This window comes from Streptomyces sp. NPDC001889 (assembly GCF_053594535.1).
Window position 1 is genome coordinate 63414 of sequence record NZ_JBSFER010000022.1, and the last position, 21383, is coordinate 84796.

11 protein-coding genes and 1 tRNA gene are annotated in these 21383 nt (G+C 69.7%); 6 read left to right on the forward strand and 6 right to left on the reverse strand.

Features of this window, described 5'->3' with window-relative positions:
* Positions 1–78: 78 nt before the first annotated feature.
* Entirely contained in the window at positions 79–1359 is a 1281-nt protein-coding gene (locus tag ACWCRA_RS25215) for a cyclopropane-fatty-acyl-phospholipid synthase family protein (RefSeq protein WP_351554459.1), read from the forward strand.
* Positions 1360–1488: 129 nt separating this feature from the next.
* Here the strand turns inward: ACWCRA_RS25215 and ACWCRA_RS25220 are convergent, their stop codons facing one another.
* Entirely contained in the window at positions 1489–4041 is a 2553-nt protein-coding gene (locus ACWCRA_RS25220; RefSeq protein WP_451068667.1) for an ABC transporter permease, read from the reverse strand.
* A 67-nt stretch (positions 4042–4108) separates the two neighbouring features.
* Entirely contained in the window at positions 4109–4885 is a 777-nt protein-coding gene (locus ACWCRA_RS25225) for an ABC transporter ATP-binding protein (RefSeq protein WP_351554542.1), read from the reverse strand.
* Positions 4886–5489: 604 nt separating this feature from the next.
* Between ACWCRA_RS25225 and ACWCRA_RS25230 the strand changes: the two genes are divergently transcribed.
* Positions 5490–5572: transfer RNA gene (locus ACWCRA_RS25230), tRNA-Leu, on the forward strand.
* 246 nt (positions 5573–5818) lie between these two features.
* Here ACWCRA_RS25230 and ACWCRA_RS25235 read toward each other — a convergent pair.
* Positions 5819–8956 carry an FG-GAP repeat domain-containing protein gene (locus ACWCRA_RS25235; protein ID WP_451068668.1) on the reverse strand — a complete coding sequence of 1046 codons (3138 nt, stop codon included), beginning with the start codon at positions 8954–8956 and terminating at the stop codon, positions 5819–5821.
* A 281-nt stretch (positions 8957–9237) separates the two neighbouring features.
* Between ACWCRA_RS25235 and ACWCRA_RS25240 the strand changes: the two genes are divergently transcribed.
* From ACWCRA_RS25240 to ACWCRA_RS25250, 3 genes are all read left to right on the forward strand, one after another.
* A complete protein-coding gene (locus ACWCRA_RS25240) occupies positions 9238–16164 on the forward strand; it encodes an RHS repeat-associated core domain-containing protein (protein WP_451068669.1) in 6927 nt (2308 codons plus the stop codon).
* On the forward strand, positions 16161–16733 hold the full coding sequence (locus ACWCRA_RS25245; RefSeq protein WP_451068670.1) for a suppressor of fused domain protein: 573 nt from the start codon (positions 16161–16163) through the stop codon (positions 16731–16733). Before ACWCRA_RS25240 ends, ACWCRA_RS25245 begins: the two co-directional genes overlap by 4 nt.
* Before the next feature lie 506 nt (positions 16734–17239).
* Entirely contained in the window at positions 17240–18124 is an 885-nt protein-coding gene (locus tag ACWCRA_RS25250) for a Bax inhibitor-1/YccA family protein (RefSeq protein ID WP_451068671.1), read from the forward strand.
* 105 nt (positions 18125–18229) lie between these two features.
* Here the strand turns inward: ACWCRA_RS25250 and ACWCRA_RS25255 are convergent, their stop codons facing one another.
* Complete coding sequence (locus tag ACWCRA_RS25255; RefSeq protein WP_351554441.1) at positions 18230–18460, reverse strand: DUF4287 domain-containing protein; 231 nt, start codon at positions 18458–18460, stop codon at positions 18230–18232.
* A gap of 98 nt (positions 18461–18558) precedes the next feature.
* Here ACWCRA_RS25255 and ACWCRA_RS25260 point away from each other — a divergent pair, with 98 nt between their 5' ends.
* Positions 18559–18885, forward strand: coding sequence for a hypothetical protein (locus tag ACWCRA_RS25260; RefSeq protein ID WP_351554438.1), 327 nt, complete (start codon positions 18559–18561; stop codon positions 18883–18885).
* A gap of 25 nt (positions 18886–18910) precedes the next feature.
* On the opposite strand, the gene ACWCRA_RS25265 is transcribed toward ACWCRA_RS25260, so the two are convergent.
* Both ACWCRA_RS25265 and ACWCRA_RS25270 read right to left on the reverse strand, forming a co-directional pair.
* A complete protein-coding gene (locus ACWCRA_RS25265; RefSeq protein ID WP_451068706.1) occupies positions 18911–19840 on the reverse strand; it encodes a hypothetical protein in 930 nt (309 codons plus the stop codon).
* Between the two features lie 228 nt (positions 19841–20068).
* On the reverse strand, positions 20069–21289 hold the full coding sequence (locus tag ACWCRA_RS25270; protein WP_351554432.1) for an acetyl-CoA C-acetyltransferase: 1221 nt from the start codon (positions 21287–21289) through the stop codon (positions 20069–20071).
* Positions 21290–21383: the final 94 nt, after the last annotated feature.

Sequence of the window (21383 nt, forward strand, 5' to 3'; positions counted from 1 at the left end):
ATGGACGGGGGTGCCGGAGACCGGCGCCCCCTGGCTCAGGAACCGCGCTCAGGAACCACCACCACGGAGGTGTGCGCCATGGCCGATGCCGCACTGCGGCTGACGTCCTTCGCCGAGGAACTGCTCCAATCACCCGTCCCCCTGCGCGTCCGGGCCTGGGACGGCTCCGAGTCGGGACCCCCCGGCGGCCCGGTCCTGGTCGTCCGGCACCGCCGGGCCCTGCGCCGGCTGCTGTGGCGCCCCGGCGAGCTGGGACTCGCCCGCGCCTGGGTCGCCGGTGAGATCGACATCGAGGGCGATCTCTACACCGCGCTCGACCGGCTCGCCGGTCTCGTCTGGCAGCGCGACACCCCGCCCCTGACCCTGCGCGACGCCCGGCTGCGCACCGCCGCCCGCGCCCTCGCCCGGCTCGGCGGCGCCCTGCCCCCGCCGCGCCCGCCCGCCGAGGAGGCCCGCCGGCACGGCGGCTCGTCCCACACCAGATGGCGGGACCGCAAGGCCATCAGCCACCACTACGACGTGGGCAACCCGTTCTACGAACTGGTCCTCGGGCCCTCCATGGTCTACTCCTGCGCCTACTTCGCGGACGACACCACCTCCCTGGAGGACGCCCAGACCGCCAAACTCGACCTGGTCTGCCGCAAGCTCGGTCTCACCGAGGGCGAGCGCCTGCTCGACGTCGGCTGCGGCTGGGGCTCGATGGCCGTGCACGCCGCCCGCGAGTACGGCGTCCGGGTCACCGGCGTCACCCTCTCCCGCGAGCAGGCGGCCTACGCCCGCAAGCGCATCGCCGAGGCCGGGCTCACCGACCGGATCGACATCCGCGTCCAGGACTACCGGGACGTCCACGACGGCCCCTACGACGCCATCTCCTCCATCGGCATGGCCGAACACGTCGGCTCGGTCCGCTATCTGGAGTACGCCCAGCGGCTCCACTCCCTGCTGCGGCCCGGCGGCCGGCTGCTGAACCACCAGATCGCCCGCCGCCCGGAGCGCGACGAGGCCGCCTACCGGGTGGACTCCTTCATCGACCGCTATGTCTTCCCCGACGGTGAGCTGTCCCCCCTCGGCCGGACCGTCTCCCTCCTGGAGCAGGCCGGCTTCGAGGCCCGGGACGTCGAGTCGATCCGGGAGCACTACGGCCGCACCCTGCGCCACTGGGTGGGCCGTCTGGAGGCCGGCTGGGACGAGGCGGTACGGCTGACCTCGCCCGGCAGGGCCAGGGTCTGGCGGCTCTACATGGCCGCCTCCGCCCTCGCCTTCGAGCACAACCGGATCGGGGTCAACCAGATCCTGGCCGTGAAGACCCCGGCCGGCGGCGGGGCGGGGCTGCCGCTGCGCACCCGTACCTGGAACTGACCACCCGCACGGGGAACGACACCGCACGGGGAACGACACCGCACGGGGAACGAGACCCGTACGGGGAACCACGAAAGCCCCGTGGGCGGGAGCCGAAGCTCCCGCCCACGGGCCCGCCCCACCGGGCGGCTACTCGGTCTTGATGGCCGTCAGCATGTTCAGCCGGGCGGCGCTGCGGGCCGGCCAGAGCGAGGCGAGCACCCCGACCACACCGGCGAGCAGCAGGAAGAGTCCGATCCGCTCCCACGGGACGACGAGCGCGTACCCGGGGATGGAGCTCCTGAGGGTCTCGCCGATCGCCCAGCCGAGGAAGGAGCCGAGGCCCACTCCGATCAGGGCGCCGAAGAGCGAGATCACCACCGCCTCCAGACGGATCATGCGCTTGACCTTGCCGCGCTCCAGGCCGATCGCCCGCAGCATCCCGATCTCCTGCTGGCGCTCGAAGACCGACATCGCCAGCGTGTTGACGACGCCGAGGACCGCGATGATCAGGGCCATGCCCAGCAGGCCGTACATGATGTTCAGCATCTGGTTGATCATGCCGCCGAAGGAGTTGCGGATGTCCTGCTTGTCCATGACGGTCATGCCGGGGTTGTTGCCCAGCGCGTCCACCAGGGCCTGCTCATTGGCGCCGGTCTCGCCGCCGTCCATCGTCAGCCAGACCTCCCGGATGTCCGGGGTCGAGTCGTAGGCGGCGGTGACGGAGGCGTCGACGACGTACGGGGAGACGAACTCGTTCTCGGCGAAGACCGCGGCGACCTTCAGATCCTTCTTCTCGGTCCGCGCGTCGTCGCCTTCCTTGACGAAGGAGACCGGGATGGTGTCGCCGGGCTTCCAGCCGTGCTCGTCGGCGGTCTTCTCGGCGATGGCGACCTGGCCGTCCGCGAGACCGGCCAGCGAGCCGGAGACGGGCTCCAGGTTGAAGACCTTCGCGACGTCCGGGCCGTTGACCGCGGAGGCGGCCCGCTCCTCGCCCTTGACCTTCAGATAGAACGCCTGCTGGCCGGAGACCGCCTCGACGCCCTTGGCCTTCTCCAGGGCGGCGAGCGCCGAGGAGTCCATGATGCCGCCGTTCGCCATCATCACCATGTAGTCGGCGCGGATGTTGTCCGTCGTCGCCTTGTCGATGGCCTGGCTGAGGGTGACGCCGATGACGGTCAGACCGGTGACCAGGGTGAGCCCGATGGCCAGCGCGGAGGCGGTCGCTCCGGTACGGCGGGGGTTGCGGACCGCGTTCTGCGCGGCGAGCTTGCCGGAGACCCCGAAGAGCCGCTGGAGCGCCGGCCGCACCAGGGCGATCACCGGGCGGGAGAGCAGCGGGATCAGCACGATCACACCGATCAGGGCGAGGAAGGCCCCGCCGCCGATCAGCATCCGTCCCGTGCTGTCGCCGGAGGCGGCACCCGCGACGATCCCGGCGGCGCCGGCCAGGGTGAGGACACCGCCGATGGAGTTCCGGACCACCAGGGACTTGGTGGTGGCCACCGCGTGGGCGCTGCCCATCGCGGCCACCGGGGCGATGCGAGCGGCCCGGCGGGCGGGCAGCCAGGCGGCGAACACGGTGATCAGCACACCGACGACCAGGGCGGCCAGCACCGAGGTGGGGGCGACGATCAGCTCACCCGCGGGCATCTCGGCACCGAAGGAGGACATCGCGCCGCGCAGTCCGACCGCGAGCCCGAGCCCGAGGACGAAGCCGACGACGGAGGCGAGCACGCCGACCACCGCGGCCTCCATGATCACCGAGCGCTTGACCTGGCCGCGGGAGGCGCCGACGGCGCGCAGCAGCGCCAGCTCCTTGGTGCGCTGGGCTACCAGCATGGTGAAGGTGTTGGCGATCAGGAAGACACCGACGAAGAGGGCGATGCCCGCGAAGACGAGCAGCATGGTGTTGAGGTTGCCGAGGCCGTCCTCGATGGCCTTGGCCTGCTCGTCGGCGAGGGCCGTGCCGGTGTCGGCGCCGGCGCCCTCGGGCAGCAGCGGCTCGATCGCGGCCAGCACCTTCCCGTCCGGGACGCCCGGCGCGGCGGAGACGTTGATCTCGGTGAAGAGCCCCGGCTTGAGGTAGAGCTTCTGCGCCACGGCGGTGTCGAACAGCACCAGCGAGCCGCCCGCGTTGACCGCGCCGTCCTCGGTGGTGAAGATCCCGGAGAGGGTGTACTCCTGCACCGGTCCGTTGGTGGAGACCCGCACGGTGTCGCCGACCTCGTACTCGCCCTTCCCGGCGGTCTTCCGGTCGAGGGCGATCTGCCCGGCCTCGGCGGGGCCCGTGCCGTCGGTGAAGTCGTACGAGGCGTCCTTGCCGTCCTTGCCGGGGGAGTAGTTCGCCCCGGTGTTGGACCAGCTGCTGCCGATCAGCTTGCCCTGGGGGTCGGCGACCCCGGCGAACCCGGAGACCCGGCCGGTGGCCTCGGCGACCCCGTCGGCGCCCTGGATCTTCTTGAGAGTGGCGGCGGGCAGCCCGTCGCTGGTGACGCCGCCGCCGCTGTCGCTGGTGGGGCTGGTGACCACGACGGCGGTGTTGTCGAAGCTCTTCGCGGTCTGGTTGCGGAAGGCGTTGCCGAGGGTGTCGGTGAAGACCAGGGTGCCGGAGACGAAGGCGACGCCGAGCATGACGGCGAGGACGGTCATCAGCAGCCTGGCTTTGTGCGCGAGCACATTGCGCAGGGCGGTACGGAACATGTCAGTCAGTCCTGGGGTGAGAGCCGGGGTTCTGCGGGGCGGCTGCGGGTCGGCTGATCCGGCCGGGTCAGCTGGTCCGGCCCTTGGCGTCGAACGCCTTCATCTGGTCGAGGACGCCGTCGGCGGTGGGGTGGAGCATCTCGTTCACTATCCGGCCGTCGGCGAGGAAGATCACCCGGTCGGCGTAGGAGGCGGCGACGGGGTCGTGGGTGACCATCACGACGGTCTGGCCCAGCTCGCGCACGGAGTTGCGGAGGAAGCCGAGGACCTCGGCGCCGGAGCGGGAGTCCAGGTTTCCGGTGGGCTCGTCACCGAAGATGATCTCGGGCTGGGAGGCGAGCGCGCGGGCGACGGCGACGCGCTGCTGCTGGCCGCCGGAGAGTTCGGTGGGCCGGTGGCCGAGCCGGTCGCGCAGCCCGACCATGCTGATGACGTTCTCCAGCCACTGCTTGTCGGGCTTGCGGCCGGCGATGTCCATCGGAAGCGTGATGTTCTCCAGCGCGGTGAGCGTGGGGAGCAGATTGAACGCCTGGAAGATGAAGCCGATCTTGTCCCGGCGGAGCTGGGTGAGCTGCTTGTCCTTCAGCGAGCCGAGTTCGGTCTCGCCGATGCGGACCGATCCGGAGCTGAAGGTGTCGAGGCCGGCGACGCAGTGCATCAGGGTCGACTTGCCGGAGCCGGAAGGGCCCATGATCGCGGTGAACTCGGCCTGCCGGAAGTCGACGCTGACCCGGTCCAGGGCGACCACCTGGGTCTCGCCCTGTCCGTACACCTTGGACAGATCCGTGGCGCGGGCGGCCACGGCGGTGGCGGTGGCGCGGTGTGCGAGGGGCGTGGTGGTCACGAGAGTGAACTCCTGGTTCGGGGCGGCGTGGCGCTCGGTCGGTGTGATGTCCATCCTGGTACCGCCGGGCCCGCCGGACGTCAGTCCCCGTGCCCGTTCCCGGGACACTCTTTGGTCGCATCGGCCGGGCCGCTCCTCCTCCTCTGGTATGACGGCGCCCCTGAGGCCGGGGCGGTCGCCGGGGCCGCGCGCCGGGGCGGGTGAGGAGAGGAACGAAGAGGGGAGCGAAGACAGGAGCGAAGAGGGGAACGGGGAGGGGAACAGGGTGCGCGCGGAGAGGGCGGATTCGGTGGGGGTCCTGTGCGTCCCGGTAGCGCCCGGTGCCCGCCGGGTAGCACCCGGTGGCGGACTCCGTGCGGGAGCGGGCCGACTGTCCGGTATGGCTCGCTTGCGCGTGACGCGTGGTTCCGATGCGACGAGTTTCCGTCAATCACGTCCCGGGGCGTGACGGCCCACCTGTTGGGACAGTCCCCTCCGGGGGTTCTGCCACCTGGGCTGACGCACCCTCAAGCGGCAATAAAATAAGACAAGATCGGGCCAAGGGCCGGCCGGCCTCCGGATCACCCCGGATAGGCTCATGTGCTTACGCGGAGCCACGCACCTGGCCCGGATGGTGGAATGCAGACACGGCGAGCTTAAACCTCGCTGGCCTTCATGGCCGTGCCGGTTCGAGTCCGGCTCCGGGCACTCTCCGTGACCGGATATCGGCACCGGGTAGTTGAAACCTGGACCGTCACAGGGGTCACATAGTCGCATTTCCTCCTCTCGTTGCCCACCCCTGTGAACCCCTGTGCGGAACGCCCCCGACCGGACGTTCTGTGTGGTTCGGGAGAGAGGCCCGGCCCCCGCGTGGATCGCGGGGGCCGGGCCGTTGTTTCCCGGGTGCGGGCCCGGAGGAGCGCCGCTCGGCGGCGGACCCTCACGGGCGGGCGGTCAGGAGATCAGCTTGATCGCCTGCCAGCCGCCCCAGCCGACGACGGTCGGGGTGCCGACCGTGCCCGCCTTGTTGCCGGGGAAGAACTCCAGTCCCGCCGTGGCGTTCGCCGTGGTGGTCCAGAGGTCCGGGAACGCGTCCTCGTTGGAGGAACCGCTCGCGGTGATCAGCGGCCGGGCGGCCGGGGTCCAGCCGGTGGCGTACACCGTCCGGTTGGCGGACTCGCCCAGGGACGAGGGCTCGGTGCCGTCGTCGGCCTTGCCGTTGCCGTTGAGGTCGTTGCCCTTGCCGGCGTAGAGCCAGACCGTGCCGTTGGTGGTGTCGCGGGCGATCAGATCGGTGAGGCCGTCACCGTTCATGTCACCGGGGGAGGCGAGGGTCATCCTGCCCCAGCCGCTGTCACCGATCGGGTAGCCGTACTCGACGGCACCGCCGGGAGCGCCGGGCAGGAACCAGAGCTGGTCGCCGATCACGGCCACCAGGTCCGACTCCGTGTTCTCGCCGTCCGGTGTGATGTCGCCGACCGAGACGATCTGCTTGATCGCGTCCAGGTCGTGCTCCTCACCGGTCTCCCAGTTCGGCAGGCGCTCCACCGAGTACCTCGTGGCGTCCTCGAAGTCGCTCACCCCGTTGTTCGGGTAGACCATGAGGTCCTTCCGGCCGGCCGTGGTGGCGGATTTGCCGGTGAGGACGAGCAGATCCTCGGACTCGGTCCCGTCCAGGGTGCCGCGGTGCGCCACCAGCGCCCCGTTCCAGATCTCGCTCCTGGAGACCACGACGGAGGCGGCCACCGAGCCGTTGCCGGTGCCTCCGTACAGCCGCAGATGGTTGCTGCCGTCGATCGCGAACATGTCCGGCTTGCCGTCGCCGTGGACATCGCCCGGCGTGCCCGCGATGCCGGGGCTCTTCACCACGAACACATACTCGTACGGCTTGCTGACATTGCCGCCCGCGTCATAGGCGACGACATAGAGCGTGTGCGTTCCCGGGGTCAGCGGCTTCACGGTGGCCACCGCCGGCTTGCCCTTGCCCGCGGGGTCGGCCCTGTTGTTCGGCGGGGTCCGGTCCAGGCCCCACATGTAGTAGGAGACGTCCGGGATGGTCGGGGCCGTGAACGTGAAGGTGCCCGGGGTCCCGGCCTCCTTGCCCTCCCCCTCGGACTCGGGGCTCCGCTCCGGATAGTCGGCGGAGGTGACCTTCGGACGATCGGTCTCGCCGGGGCCGTGCGGGTCATAGCCGAAGCGGCAGCCCGGCGCGCCCTGGGTCGGGGTCCAGTCCGAGGCGAATGCCGAGTCGGCCGGGTCCTCGGCCTGCACCTTCCAGGAGAACTGGCCCCCGCTCGCCGCCAGATGCTTGACCAGCAGCTCCTTGGGGACGTCGACGTACACGGGTGAACCCTTCGGGTCCTTCGCCGAGACGGTCCTGGTGACCCTCTCGTCGAAGAACACCTTGGGCCCGGTGTCGTGCTTACCGGTCGCCCACAGATGGAACTGCGCCGTGACCGAGCCGCCGTCCGGGTCCCAGACCCGGGCCGCCAGCCGCACCGTGGTGTTGCCGAGGGTCTTATAGGTGCTGCCGTTGCCGCACTCGGTCCCGACCTTGGTGGTGGGGATGGTGTCCAGTCCCCAGGCCGCCTTCGGCGGACGGTTGAAGTCGACGATCAGCTTGGCGTCCGGCTTGAACTTCTTCCAGCTGTACGCGTCCTTGGCGTCCTCCGCGCTCTGCGGGGCCCGCAGACCGAAGGTGAGGTTGCCGAGCTTGGAGGCAGCCGCCTTCTTCGCCGCGTGGTCGGCGGACAGGTCGATCGCCTTGTCCGGGCAGCCGACGCTCTCGTTGCCGTGCGCGTAGCTGCGGGTGTCCTGGCGGGTGTCCCAGGTGGGCTGCACCTTCCAGGTCGTCTTGGAGCTGATCGGGTCGGTCAGCCAGAGCTCGACCGGCTTGGCGGTGCAGGACCAGGAGTGGGTCTGGGTGATCTGGAACTGCGCGTCGACCACCTTCACACCGGCGAGGAACTTCGAGTCCACCTGGAAGAACGACCGGGCGGTCCCTCCCGAGCTGCTCTCGTAGCCGACGCGGGCCTCGCTGGTGGTGCCGCCGCTCCAGCCGGTTCCGTTCCAGTAGCTGTCGGTCGGATGGGGCTTGTACGCGATGGTCCAGGCCTGGCGGGTGCCGGTCATCCGGGGGTCGATGTAGACCGGGTAGGTGGTCTCCGGGGAGTCCAGCAGGGCCTGGTCCGGGGTCAGCCGCAGCTGCTCGTCCGTCACCTGGACACCCACCACGGCGCTGTTGGTGCCGGGGGAGAGGTCGGACGGCGGCGTCTGCGCCGGTGCGGCGGCCTTGCGGCTCTTCATCAGAGGGGCGGGCGGCTGGACCTCCGTGCCGGACGAGTCCCACATCCGGGCCGTGGAGGTCGAGAACACCGTCTGGCCGGCCGGGTTGAGCGCGCTGACGACACCGGACTCGGCGTCCTTCTTCATCGTCAGACCGTCGGCGCGCAGGCCGAAGTCGATCGTCGCCAGTTCGGGGTTGGCCGCGGCCTCGGCGTTCTTGACGATCAGCGCCTGGCTGAAGCCGTCGACGCTCGCGGCGACCGACAGATCGACCCCGGGCAGGACCTCCCGGTAGGTGGCGGTGGCGCCGTCGAGCACCGGCGCGGGCAGCGGGCGCGGCCAGCTCAGCGAGAGCTTGCGGCCCTGGTCGGCGAGGACGACCAGGGGGGCGTCACCGCCCGCCGAGAAGGTGACATTGCCTGCGGCGGCCTTGGGGGCGATCCGGCCGGCCGCTTCGGTGAGGTCGGTGTCGACCGGCAGCCAGGAGCCCTCGCGCTTCACCCGCACCGGGGAGGTGTGCTGGGTGTGGCGGATATTGCCGTTCGGGAGGGCGTAGGTCTCGCTGGTCTCGGAGCGCTCGGCCGTCACCTCGACCGGCTTGCCGGTCCGCTTGGCCTCGTCCATCGCGTGCGCTTCCGAACCGGCGGGCGCGGTGGACGCCCCGGCTTCCCGCGCCCTCTCCCCGGCCGCCGCCGGGGTGGTGAGGCCGACGGGGGCGATCCCCAGCGCGCCGGTGACGAGCACCGCGGCGAGTGCCGCGCGCGCGGTGCGACCCGCGCCCCGTCTCTTCATGCGTATGTCTGACATGGGTGGAAAACCCTTGAACCCTTCTGCTTCGAGAGCAACATCGGCGGAACAGTACACGGCCCCAAGCTGCAAATTTCTCTCTATGTCCCATCTAGGCCGTATGTATTGCTGTCTGCCCAGCTTGCTCGTGGGATTTGTTAACTCTAAGGTCAATTCGATCATGTGTTCATCTGCATAGAATGGAAGGGTTCGTGCAACAACTCTTGCGCCAGTTGCGCTATTTGGGTCACTGGCATAGATCTGTCTCATTTGTCGTCTTCATGGCGCTTATGATTAACTTCGTGCCGGACGACCCGGCCGCCGCCACCGGTATCGGTCCGGACCTCGAAGACCTCAAGCGGGAACCCTCGGTCTCCGGCGAGGACTTCGAGCGGAAGCGGCCCGAGGTCAGGAACGACGCCGCCAAGGACTGGCGTCCGGTCGCCGGTCGGATACCCGCCGGCGACTATCTGGTCCCGGTCACCGGCCCCCAGGGCAGAACCCCCGGGAAAGCCGCCCGCTCGGCTCTGAAGACCCCCTCCGGGACGACGCTCGGTCAGTCCGAGCGCTCCCTGGAGGAGTTGCCGGTCCGCCTCCACCAGGCGAAGGCCACCGCGAAGCCGGCCGCCCAGGCCCCCGCGGGGCCCACGGCGCGGAAGTCCCCGAAGGCCCCCGCGGCCCCCGGCACCACCGCGCGCATCCAGGTCAAGGACGCGGAGACGGCCCGCAAGGCCGGCGTCGAGGGCGTACTCCTCACCGCCGCCCCGGCCGCGTCCCGTACGGCCGACGCCGCGTCGGGCACCGTGGACATCGAGCTGGACTACGCGTCCATCAAGGACTCCTACGGCGGCGACTGGGGCTCCCGGCTCCGTCTGGTCGAGCTGCCCGCCTGCGCGCTGACCACCCCGCAGAAGTCGGAGTGCCGCACCCCGACCGAGCTGAAGGGCGCCAACGACCCCGAGGACCACACGGTCAGCGCGACCGTGGACCTCGGCTCCGCCCCGAAGGCCCGCGGCTCCGCCGCACCCCGGGTGCTCGCCGCCACCGCCTCGGCCTCCGGCCCCGGCGGCAGCCATACGGCGACCTCCCTCCAGCCCTCCGGTTCCTGGATGGCCGGCAGCTCGTCCGGCGGCTTCTCCTGGACGTATCCGATCGAGGCGCAGGAGGTTCCGGGCGGTCCGCAGCCCGAGGTCGCGCTCTCGTACTCCTCGCAGGCCGTCGACGGGCGCACCGCGTCCACCAACGGCCAGTCGTCGTGGATCGCCGAGGGCTGGGACTACGAGCCCGGCTTCATCGAGCGCCGCTACCGCTCCTGCTCCGACGACAAGGGCGAGGACGACGGCAAGAAGCCCAACAACAAGGGCGACAGCGGCGACCTCTGCTACGGCTCCGACCATGTGTCGATGTCGCTCGGCGGCAACAACACCGAGCTGGTCAAGGACGCCGACGGCTCCTGGCGCCCCGCCGATGACGACGGCACCCGCGTCCAGCGCAAGACCGGCGCCGACAACGGCGACAAGACCGGCGAGTACTGGGTGGTCACCGGCACCGACGGTGTGCAGTACCACTTCGGCCTGAACAAGCTCCCGGGCGCGCCCGCCGACAAGCGGACCAACTCGGTCCAGACCGTCCCGGTGGTCAGCAACCACCCCGGCGAGCCCTGCTACGCCGCGGCGTTCACGGACTCGGAGTGCACCCAGGCGTACCGCTGGAACCTGGACTATGTCGTCGACCCGCTGGGCGACGCCATGACCCTGTGGTGGAACAAGGAGACCAACCACTACGGCCTGAACATGAAGGCCGACCAGCAGGTGAAGTACGACCGCGGCTCCTACCTGGCCCGGATCGACTACGGCCAGCGCTCGGACGCCCTGTTCACCGGGCTGCCGGCGGGCCGGGTCAACTTCACCGTCGCCGAGCGCTGTGTTCCGAGCACGGGCTTCGACTGCGCCGAGTCCAAGCGGACCAAGGCCAACGCCAAGCACTGGCCGGACACCCCCCTGGACCAGGAGTGCCTGGCGGGGGCGAAGTGCACGGACAAGTTCTCGCCGACGTTCTGGTCCACCAAGCGCCTGGCGAAGATCACCACCCAGGTGCTGGTCGGGACCGCGCTGAAGAACGTCGACTCGTGGACGCTGGAGAGCTCCTTCCCGGCGACCGGTGACGGCACGTCCCCGGCGCTGTGGCTGGACTCCATCACCCGCACCGGCCACGGCGCCGGCGGTACGGCGTCGATGCCGAAGGTCACCTTCGCCGGTGTGCAGCTCGACAACCGGGTCGACGGCGTCGAGGGTCTGCCGCCGTTCTCCCGCTACCGGATCAACGCGATCGACACGGAGACCGGCGGCCGGATCGGGGTGACGTACTCGCCGCGCGAGTGCTCGGCCCTGGCGCCGAGGAAGATGCCCGCGTCGCCCGAGTCGAACACGATGCGCTGCTTCCCGCAGTACTGGATGCCCAAGGGCGCCCTGAAGATGCAGGAGGACTGGTTCCACAAGTACCTCGTCACCGAGGTCCAGGAGATCGACCTGGTCAGCGATGCCCAGGCCAAGGTCACGAGCTATGAGTTCCTCGGCTCCCCGGCGTGGGCGTTCGACGACTCGGAGTTCGCGGAGAAGAAGTACCGCACCTGGTCGCAGTACCGGGGCTACGAGCGGGTCCGCACCCGCCTCGGCTCCGGCACCGATGCCAAGCAGCTCTCCGAGCACCGCTACTTCCGCGGCATGCACGGCGACAAGCTGCCCACCGGCACCCGCACCTCGGTCATCGAGGACTCCCGCGGCGGTTCGTACGACGACCTCCCGCACTACCAGGGACAGCTGCGCGAGCAGATCGACTACGAGTCCGACGGCGGCGCCGTCGACTCCTCGACGCTCACCACCCCCAAGGCGGTGAAGACCGCGACCCGCGCCCGCCCCGGCACCACGCCGCTGGAGGCGTGGATGACCCGTCCGGAGACGGTGTCGACGCGCGAGCGGGTCAAGGGCGATCTCTGGCGCACTTCGACGGAGACGACGAAGTACGACACGTACGGTCTGCCGACCGAGGTGGACGAGACCACCACCGGCGGCAAGCGGATGTGCTCCACCAGCACCTATCTGCGCAACACCGGCGCGCATCTGGTGGAGTCGGTGTCCCGTGAGAAGACCGTCCTCGGTGCCTGCGGCACCACCGGCGGCAAGGTCATCGAGGACACCCGGACGCACTTCGACGGCCAGGCGTTCGGCGTCGCGCCGACGAAGGGCCTGCCGACGAAGGTGGAGGAGCTGAACGCCGCCGGCGACGGCTACCTCACCATCGACCGCACCGAGTACGACATCCACGGCCGCGAGACGGCCACGTACGACGCCAAGGACAAGAAGACCAAGGTCGACTACGTCCCGGCCACGGTCGCCCGTCCCACCAAGCAGGTCTCCACGGACCCGATGGGCCTGACGGAGACCACCGAGTTCGACGACGCCCGCGGTATGCCGCTGGCGGAGATCGACGCCAACGGCAAGCGCGCCACGATGGAGTACGACCCGCTGGGCCGGCTCCTGAAGGTGTGGGAGATCGACCGCGACCCGGCGACGCAGACGCCGAACGCGACGTACGACTACACCATCAGCCGCGACAAGCCGACGATCGTCACCAGCCGGACTCTGAAGGACAACGGCGAGTACGCCGTCTCCTACGAGCTGCTCGACGGACTGCTGCGCGAGCGGCAGACCCAGGACGAGGCCGTCGGCCCCGGCCGGATCGTCAACGACACCTTCTACGACACCGCCGGACGGGCGTGGAAGACCAACGACGGCTACTACAACGAGCTGGACCCCAAGACCGAGCTGCTCCAGGTCGGTGACAACGAGGTCCCCTCGCAGAACCGCACCGAGTTCGACGGCATGGGCCAGCCCCGTGCCGAGGTCACCTACTACCGGGGCACCGAGAAGCTCCGGACGACCACCGAGCACGACGGCGATGTCTCGACCACGATCCCGCCCGGCGGCGACACGGTCACGGCGACCTACGAGAACGCCGAGGGCCAGGTCGAGAAGCTCCGCGAGTACACGAACGAGGCCCGCACCCAGTGGCGCGACACCCTCTACGAGTACGACGACCTCGACAACCTGGTGAAGGTCACCGCCCCCGGCGGCGCGGCCACCACCTTCGAGTACGACGGCCGCGGCCGTCAGACGGCGGTCACCGACCCCGACGCGGGCCGGACCAGCTACACGTACGACGACACGGACGAGGTCGTCTCGACCACGGACGCGCGGGGCAACACCCTCTTCACCGAGTACGACGAGAACGGGCGCCCCAGGTTCCTCCGCGAGGACGGCCCCACCGGGCCGAAGCGCATCGAGTGGACGTACGACTCGCTCATCAAGGGCCTGCCGACGGCGACCATCCGCCACGAGAACGGCCTTGAGTACCGCGACGAGGTGACGGCCTACGACAACGCCTACCGGGTGAAGTCGACCAAGACCGTCATCCCGGCCGAGGAGAAGGGGCTGGGCGGTGAGTACGCGTACCAGTACACGTACACGCCGACCGGCAACCTCGCCACGGCGCAGGTTCCCGGTCTCGGTGGTCTGACCACCGAGCGCGTGATCTTCCGCTACACGCCCGACGGTCTGCCCATGACCATCGCCGGTGCCACGACGTACCTCAACAACGTCTCGTACTCGGCGTTCGGCGAGATCCTGCGCACCGAGGCGGGGCCGGCGACGAAGCGGGTCTACGGCACCTACATCTACGACGAGTTCACCCGTCGCATGATGCGGACCACGTACGACCGGTCCGTCGCTCCCGGCCAGATCAGCGACACCCGCTACACCTACGACCAAGCGGGCAACGTCACCCAGATCTCGGACACGCCCGGCGCCGCGGTGATGGCTGAGGGCAAGACCGACACCCAGTGCTTCGTCCACAACAAGCTGCGTCAGATGACGTCGGCCTGGACGACCACGAAGGAGACCTGCGACCCGGCGGGCCCGTCGAAGGAGACCGTCGGAGGTCCGGACGCCTACTGGCAGAGCTACGAGTTCGACGAGGCGGGCAACCGCAGCAAGCTGACCGAGCACGACATCACGGGCGACACCACGCAGAACGTCACCCGTGAGTACGCCTACGGCAAGCCGGGAGTGGGCGGGCCCAACGCCCTCGCCACGATCAAGTCGGCCGGGCCGGGGGGTGAGCGGCACAACGAGTTCACCTATGACACGTCCGGCAACACGAAGACCCGTCAGCACAACGGCACCACGCAGACGCTCGACTGGGACGTCGAGGGGCAGCTTCGCTCCATCTCGGAACCGGTCGAGGGCGGCGGCACCAAGACGACGAAGTACCTGTACGACGCGGGTGGCGACCGACTGATCCGCACAGCCCACGACGGCAGCAAGACGCTGTATCTGGGCGAGGCGGAACTAACGGTCAGCGCGAATCTGCAGAGCCAGAAGGCCGAAAGGTTCTACGGCCACCCCGACGGGTCCACCACGGTCCGTTCCACCGGTGGCGGGCGTCAGCTCCTGCTGGCCGACCACCACGGCACCTCCAACACCGTGGTCGACATGGTCGGCGCGGACATGAGTGTCACCCGGCGCAAGTCGATGCCGTTCGGTGAGGAGCGCGGCGCCGCGCCGACCACCTGGCCGGGCTCCCGCGGCTTCGTCGGCGGGATCGTGGACAAGGACACCGGGCTGACCAGGGTCGGTGCCCGGGACTACGACCCGGCGACCGGCAGGTTCATCTCCGTCGACCCCATGGTCGACTACGACGAGCCGGCCACGATGAACCCGTACGCCTACAGCAACAACGCTCCGGCGACGTTCTCCGACCCCTCGGGACTCTTCTTCCCGATCGTGATCGGTATCGCGGCCCGGATCGCCATCCGCGCCGCGCTCAAGGCGGCGGCCCGCCGGGCCGCCCAGATCGCGGCCCGCAAGGCCGCTCAGGCGAAGGCCCGCCGTGCCGCGGCCCTCGCCCGCAAGAAGGCCCTGGAGGCGAAGAAGCGCGCGGCCGCCAAGGCCAAGCGCGAGGCGGCCCGTAAGAGGGCCGCGGCCCAGCGCGCCGCCGCCAAACGCGCCGCCCAGCGTGCCGCGCAGAAGAAGGCGGCGCAGAAGAGAGCGGCAGCCCAGGCCCGTGCCAAGGCGCAGCGCGCCGCTGCCCGCAAGGCCTCGGCCAAGAGGGCCGCCGCCCGCAAGGCTGCCGCGCGGCCGAAGCCGAAGCCCAGGCCGAGGGCACAGCCCAAGCCCAGGCCGAAGCCCTCCCAGGCGAAGCGACCGGCGCAGAGGGTGGTCAAGGAGGCGAAGAGCGAGGCTCGGAGCGCCGTCAGGGAAGAGGCCACCAACGCCACGTGTGAGATCAACAGCTTCGTCTCGGGAACCCTGGTTCTGATGGCGGACGGTTCGAAGAAGCCGATCGAGAAGGTCAAGATCGGTGACCGGGTCCTCGCGACCGACCCGAAGACGGGCGAGACCAGGGCGCAGAAGGTCTCCGCCACGATCACCGGTGGTGGGTACAAGCAACTGGTCAAGATCACCATCCGTGAACGCGCCGATGGTCCGGCCTCCACGGCTCTGGCCGTCTCCGGCGACGGCGACAAGTGGGTTCCCCAGTCGTCGATGACCGCTACGGAAGGGCACCCCTACTGGGTCGAGTCCCTGGGCAGGTGGGTTGACGCGGGTGAACTCACACCGGGTCAGTCGCTCAAGACCGCTTTCGGTACGTGGGTCAGGATTGAGGCGGTCGATTCGTGGGCTGCCGAGCAGCCTGTCTTCAACCTCACGGTCAATGACACGCGCACGTACTATGTGCTCGCGGGCGAGACCCCGGTCCTCGTTCACAACTGTGGCGAGGCCAGGTTCGAAGTCGATTCCAGCGGGCTCACCAATGACCGGGAAAACCCGGTCACGGCAACCGAGCCCTACAACCGGGCCAAGCACTACGGTGGCTCCCAGACGACTGGGCCCGCCGGGCGCGCGGCGCGAGCTGCGGGGGAGGGGCAACCGTGTCCGGAATGCGGCACAACGATGGTTTCTGGAACCGCCAACGCTCCTGTTCCTGAACACGACCCGCCGCTGGTTCTTCACTACTATCGTGGTGGAGGGGCAGCGATGACGAACAAGCAGCGCAGAGCCTATGCCAAGAATGACGGTATCAATGGTGCTGCATGCAGGGTCTGCCAGACGGCCCAGGGGGCTGAAATGTCAAAGGTCTCCAAGACGATTAAAAGGAAACTGAATCTGTGATCGAAGAAGGTGAGCGGCTGGAAGCTCTTGAGAGGCATGTGCGGAAATTCTGGGATGGCCATATCGTGGAATCCGCGCCATGGGACCACGGGCCGATTCTGGAGCGAGTTCCGAATTTCACCGCCTATCGAGTCTTCCCTCAGCGTGCCGGTGAGGCTTGGGTCTACGTAACGGTGGGGTCCTCGGTCGACGGATCTGAAACCGGTGGAACCGAGTTTTTCCTCATGTCGCCCACGCCTGCCGAAACCCATTCGGAAACTTTGGCCATGGTGAGTCACTTCCACTCGTTTGAGGCTCATCGGCTGGATGTGGGATCGATCGTGAATATCGGTCGTCCGTGGATGCCCGAGTCCCGCATGGATCGTCTTCTGGTGAGCCTTCCCTATCCCTACGGTCCCGAACTTGAATGGGCGCCGGCGGAGGCGGGGAGCGCGCGATTCCTGTGGCTTCTTCCGATTTATCAGAGTGAAGCCGAGTTCGTCAGGCGCGAGGGTCTTGAGGAGTTCGAATCCAGGTTGGACGCGGAAGGCGTGAACGTGCTGGATTCCCAACGAAATCCAATCGTCTGAGGGAAAGCCTTCTTGCTTGACGGCTCGTCACGCGAGCCGTCAAGCGAGTGGTTGCGCACGGTTGGCTGATCATCGCCGCCGTGCGATCCAGAACCCCGTCGTGGAGCCCCGCCGGAACACGTTCCGGCGGGGCTCCACGGCGATTCGGCCTGCTCACGCCCCTGCTGCTGGAGATCACCCTCGACGGGGCGGGCGACGCCGACCCGGGTGACACCGACCCCCGTCGGGGCCGGTGGGCCTCTCCGGCGGGGTGGTCGTCCTGCGGATGCCCCGCGCGTGGGGCGAGCCCGAGGAGTGAACCTGCTCACCCGTCCGGGGGCGGAGCCGGGCGCCGCGCGACCCGCCCCGTCCGCCTCGGGCACCCGCCCGTGCCCGGCCCCGCGCTCGTCCGAACCCGTGATCCGAGGTCACAATCCGGAAAGATCCTCCCCTGGCACTAGGGTGCTTCCTTTGCACGCCGATTACTCTTGACGCAAGGCCGCGCAGTGCGGCCATGGAGGAGTGAGATGAGGAGCAGCAACCCGGTCTTCTCGCGACGGGGGTTCAGCCGCGACAACGGCCCCGCGGGCTTCAACGCGCAGCCGCAGGCCGGGGGCCCCGTCGCAGGAAACCCCTACGACACGAGCACCACCGGCAACCCGTACGCGACCAACCCGTACGCGCCCGCCGACACCCAGCTCGGCGCGGGCCCGCAGGCGCCCGCGCGCGGTGTGATGACGATCGACGATGTGGTGACGCGCACCGCGATCACCCTCGGCACCGTCGTCCTGACCGCCGCGCTCTCCTGGTTCATGCTGCCGGTGGACACCGACAACGTCGGCAAGTCCTACGGCATCGCGATCGGCGCCGCGCTGATCGCCATGGTCTTCGGACTGATCCAGGCGTTCAAGAGCAAGCCCGTCCCGGCCCTGATCCTGGCGTACGCCGCCTTCGAGGGTGTCTTCCTCGGCGTGCTCTCCAGCGCGGTCACCACCCACATCAGCGCGGGAGCGGTCCCGCAGGCGGTGCTGGGCACCATGGCGGTCTTCGCCGGTGTGCTCATCGCCTACAAGACGCGTCTGATCCGCGTCAACCACCGCTTCTTCGGCTTCGTGATGGCGGCCGCCATCGGCTTCGTGCTGCTGATGGCCGTCAACCTGCTGTTCGCCGTCATCGGCGGCGGCGACGGCCTGGGCTTCCGCAGCGGTGGCCTCGGCATCCTCTTCGGAGTGATCGGCGTCATCCTCGGTGCCTGCTTCCTCGCCCTGGACTTCAAGCAGGTCGAGGACGGTCTCACCTACGGCGCGCCCCGCGAGGAGTCCTGGCTGGCGGCCTTCGGCCTCACCATGACCCTGGTGTGGATCTACCTGGAGATGCTGCGACTGGTGTCGATCATCACGGGTAACGACTAGCGCGTCACCCCGGCGGCCGGCGTCCGACGGACCGGCGGCCGACAGGAAGGGCCCGCAGGCACTCCGCCTGCGGGCCCTTCCGCGTCCTCCGGATCGTCCCGGGCACTACAGCAGCTTGCGCGCGGCCCGCCTCAGGTCGTACTCGTGGATGATCGCCTTGGCGTGTCCGTGCGACAGATTGTGCTCGCTCCGGAGCCAGCTGACCTTCTCCTCGAAGCGGAAGAGGGACGGGCCGTCCTCGACGGCGCGGAGCCAGTCGGAGATCTCACGACCGGTGCATTGGGGGATTCGGGAGAGCAGATTACGGTGGGTCTCTTCGGAGAAGACTGGGGACATCGGCGCCTCCGGACGCGTTGCGCGTGTGCTCTTCCCGCCACCGTGCCTGAGCGTTCGCGTATTGGCAACAGCCCCCGGGGTGCGCATAGGGTCGCGGTGTGCTCGATACGACCGAACTGACCGCCGCAGTGGAACGCTTCGCCGACCGGCTGCGGGCCGCCCCGCAGAGCCGTCTCCAGCGGGGTGCGGCGGCCGAGGCGCTCGGGCTGGCCAGGGAATTGGCACTCCGTGCCCAGCTCGTCGAGATGCCCGGCCGGACCCCGGAGACCATGCCGGACGCGGGGGTGTTCGCGGTCGCGGACCAGCTGATGGTGGCGGGAAACGATCTGGCCGAGGCGCTGAGAACGGCCCCGTCCCGCACCGGGGCGGATGTGGACGAGGCCGTGGGGCTGGTACGCGGGGCCGCCGGGCGCGCGGGGATGTGACGGGCCCGCGCCCGGCCGCCGCCGGTCAGAACGAGGCGATGACGCGGTCCGCGAGGATGTAGACGGTCTCCTCGCCGCAGACGAAGGTCAGGGCGTACGCGCCGGAGATGCTGGAGCCGCCCAGCAGCACCGGGACGTCACCGGAGCGCAGCGCCCCGGCGAGCCGCTCGGCGGTCTCCCGGTGGCCCGGGGTCATGCACAGGGTCGTGCCGTCGGCGAAGACGTAGACGTCGAGCGTGCCCAGCGGTCCGGGCCGCACATCGGCCAGCTCGGTGCGGGCCGCGGACAGTTCCTCCAGGCGGCGGACCGTGCGCTCGTGGTCGGTGACCACCGGGGTCTGCACGGGGACGAAGTCCGGGTGCGAGGGGTGCCGGCGGCGGGCCGCGGCCAGCTCGGGGGAGTCCTCGGCGTACTCCGCGTACTCCGCGTACTCCGCGACCTCGGAGAAGTCGGCGAAGTCGGCCAGCTCGGCCAGGCCCGCCAGGTCGTCGAGCACCTCCATGGCGTCCCCGTCCGTCTCGGGCCGGTACGACTCCAGCCCCGCGAAGTCGCTCTGGCGGGGCACATAGAACGGAAGCTCCTCGCCGGGCGCGTCCATCCCCGCGCCGCCGAGCAGGGGCAGCGGGGGCTCGCCGCCGAGCCGGACCGGGGTGTCCGTGCCCTCACGGCTCTCCTGCGCGGCCCAGAACGCCCGTGCCTCGGCGAGTTCCCGCTCCCGCTCCTCGGCGAGGGCCTCGGCGACAGCGGCGCGTATCTCGGCGGCGGGGGTCTGCCGGGCCTGGGGCACGGAGGCGGCCGGGGCGGTCCGGGCGGCGAGGTGGGGGCCGGTCCCGGTGGCGGCGGACAGTTCGGTGCGCAGGGCCGTGACCTGCTTGCGGAGCCCGTGGGCGGCGTGCAGGGCGGCGGCGCCCACGGCCGTGGCAGCGGCGGTGGTCACCAGCAGGGCAAGAGACATGGCGCTCACTGACGTACTCCCGGATTTTTTCGACAACCCCGACTTCCTACATCAGCTTGCGGGGAGCGCGCGCCCCCTGTCAGTGCATTACGTCACGAAAGGGACAGGTCTTTTGGCCCGGTGTTTACCAGGGGATGGGTTTGACCTGGGGAAATGAAGCTCCCCCGGGAGTCAGATCACATCCTGGGGGAGTTTCGGTCACGACTTGGGCTCCGGCCCGTGATCGGCTCAGCTGAGCCGCTCGATGACCATGGCCATGCCCTGGCCGCCGCCCACGCACATCGTCTCCAGGCCGAACTGCTTGTCGTGGAACTGGAGGCTGTTGATCAGGGTGGTGGTGATCCGGGCGCCGGTCATGCCGTAGGGGTGGCCGACGGCGATCGCCCCGCCGTTGACGTTCAGCTTGTCGATGTCGATGCCGAGGTCCCGGTAGGAGGGGATGACCTGGGCGGCGAAGGCCTCGTTGATCTCGACCAGGTCGATGTCGCCGATGGTCAGCCCGGCACGGGTCAGCGCCTGCCGGGAGGCCTCGACCGGGCCGTACCCCATGATCTCGGGGGAGAGGCCGGAGACCCCGGTGGAGACGATCCGGGCCAGCGGGGTGAGGCCCAGCTCGGCCGCCTTGGTGTCGCTCATGATCACCAGGGCCGCGGCGCCGTCGTTGAGCGGGCAGCAGTTGCCGGCGGTCACCAGGCCGTCCGGGCGGAAGACGGGCTTCAGGCCCTGGACGCCCTCCAGGGTGACGCCCGCGCGGGGGCCGTCGTCCTGGGTGACGACGGTGCCGTCGGGGGTGGTGACGGGGGTGATCTCCCGCTCCCAGAAGCCCTTCCCGATGGCCTCCTCGGCGAGGTTCTGGGAGCGTACGCCGAACTCGTCCATCTCCTGGCGGGTGACGCCCTTGAGCCGGGCGAGGTTCTCGGCGGTCTGGCCCATGGCGATGTACGCGTCGGGGAGCAGGCCGTCCTCGCGCGGGTCGCGCCAGGAGCCGGCCCCGCCCTCGGCGGTCCGCGCGGTCCGGGCCTGCGCCTCGGCGAAGAGCGGGTTCTGGGTGTCGGGCAGCCCGTCGGACGAGCCCTTGCCGAACCGGGAGACCATCTCGACGCCGGCGGAGATGAAGACATCGCCCTCGCCGGCCCGGATGGCGTGCAGGGCCATCCGGGAGGTCTGGAGGGAGGAGGAGCAGTAGCGGGTGACCGTACAGCCGGGGAGATGGTCCATGCCGAGCTGTACGGCGACGATCCGGCCCAGGTTGTGCCCCTGCTCGCCGCCGGGGAGGCCGCAGCCGAGCATCAGGTCGTCGATGTCCTCCGGGTCGAGCCCGGGGACCTTGTCGAGCGCGGCCTGGATGATCGCCGCGGTCAGATCGTCGGCACGGAACTCCTTGAGGGAGCCCTTGAAGGCACGCCCGATGGGGGAGCGGGCGGCGGAAACGATGACGGCTTCGGGCATCGGGGGGCTCCTGGGGAGGGGAAGGGGGTTGCGTGGGAAGTTACCTGTAGGTAGTGGTGGGGTCACGGGGGGCGGGGTGTGATGAGGGCCTCAA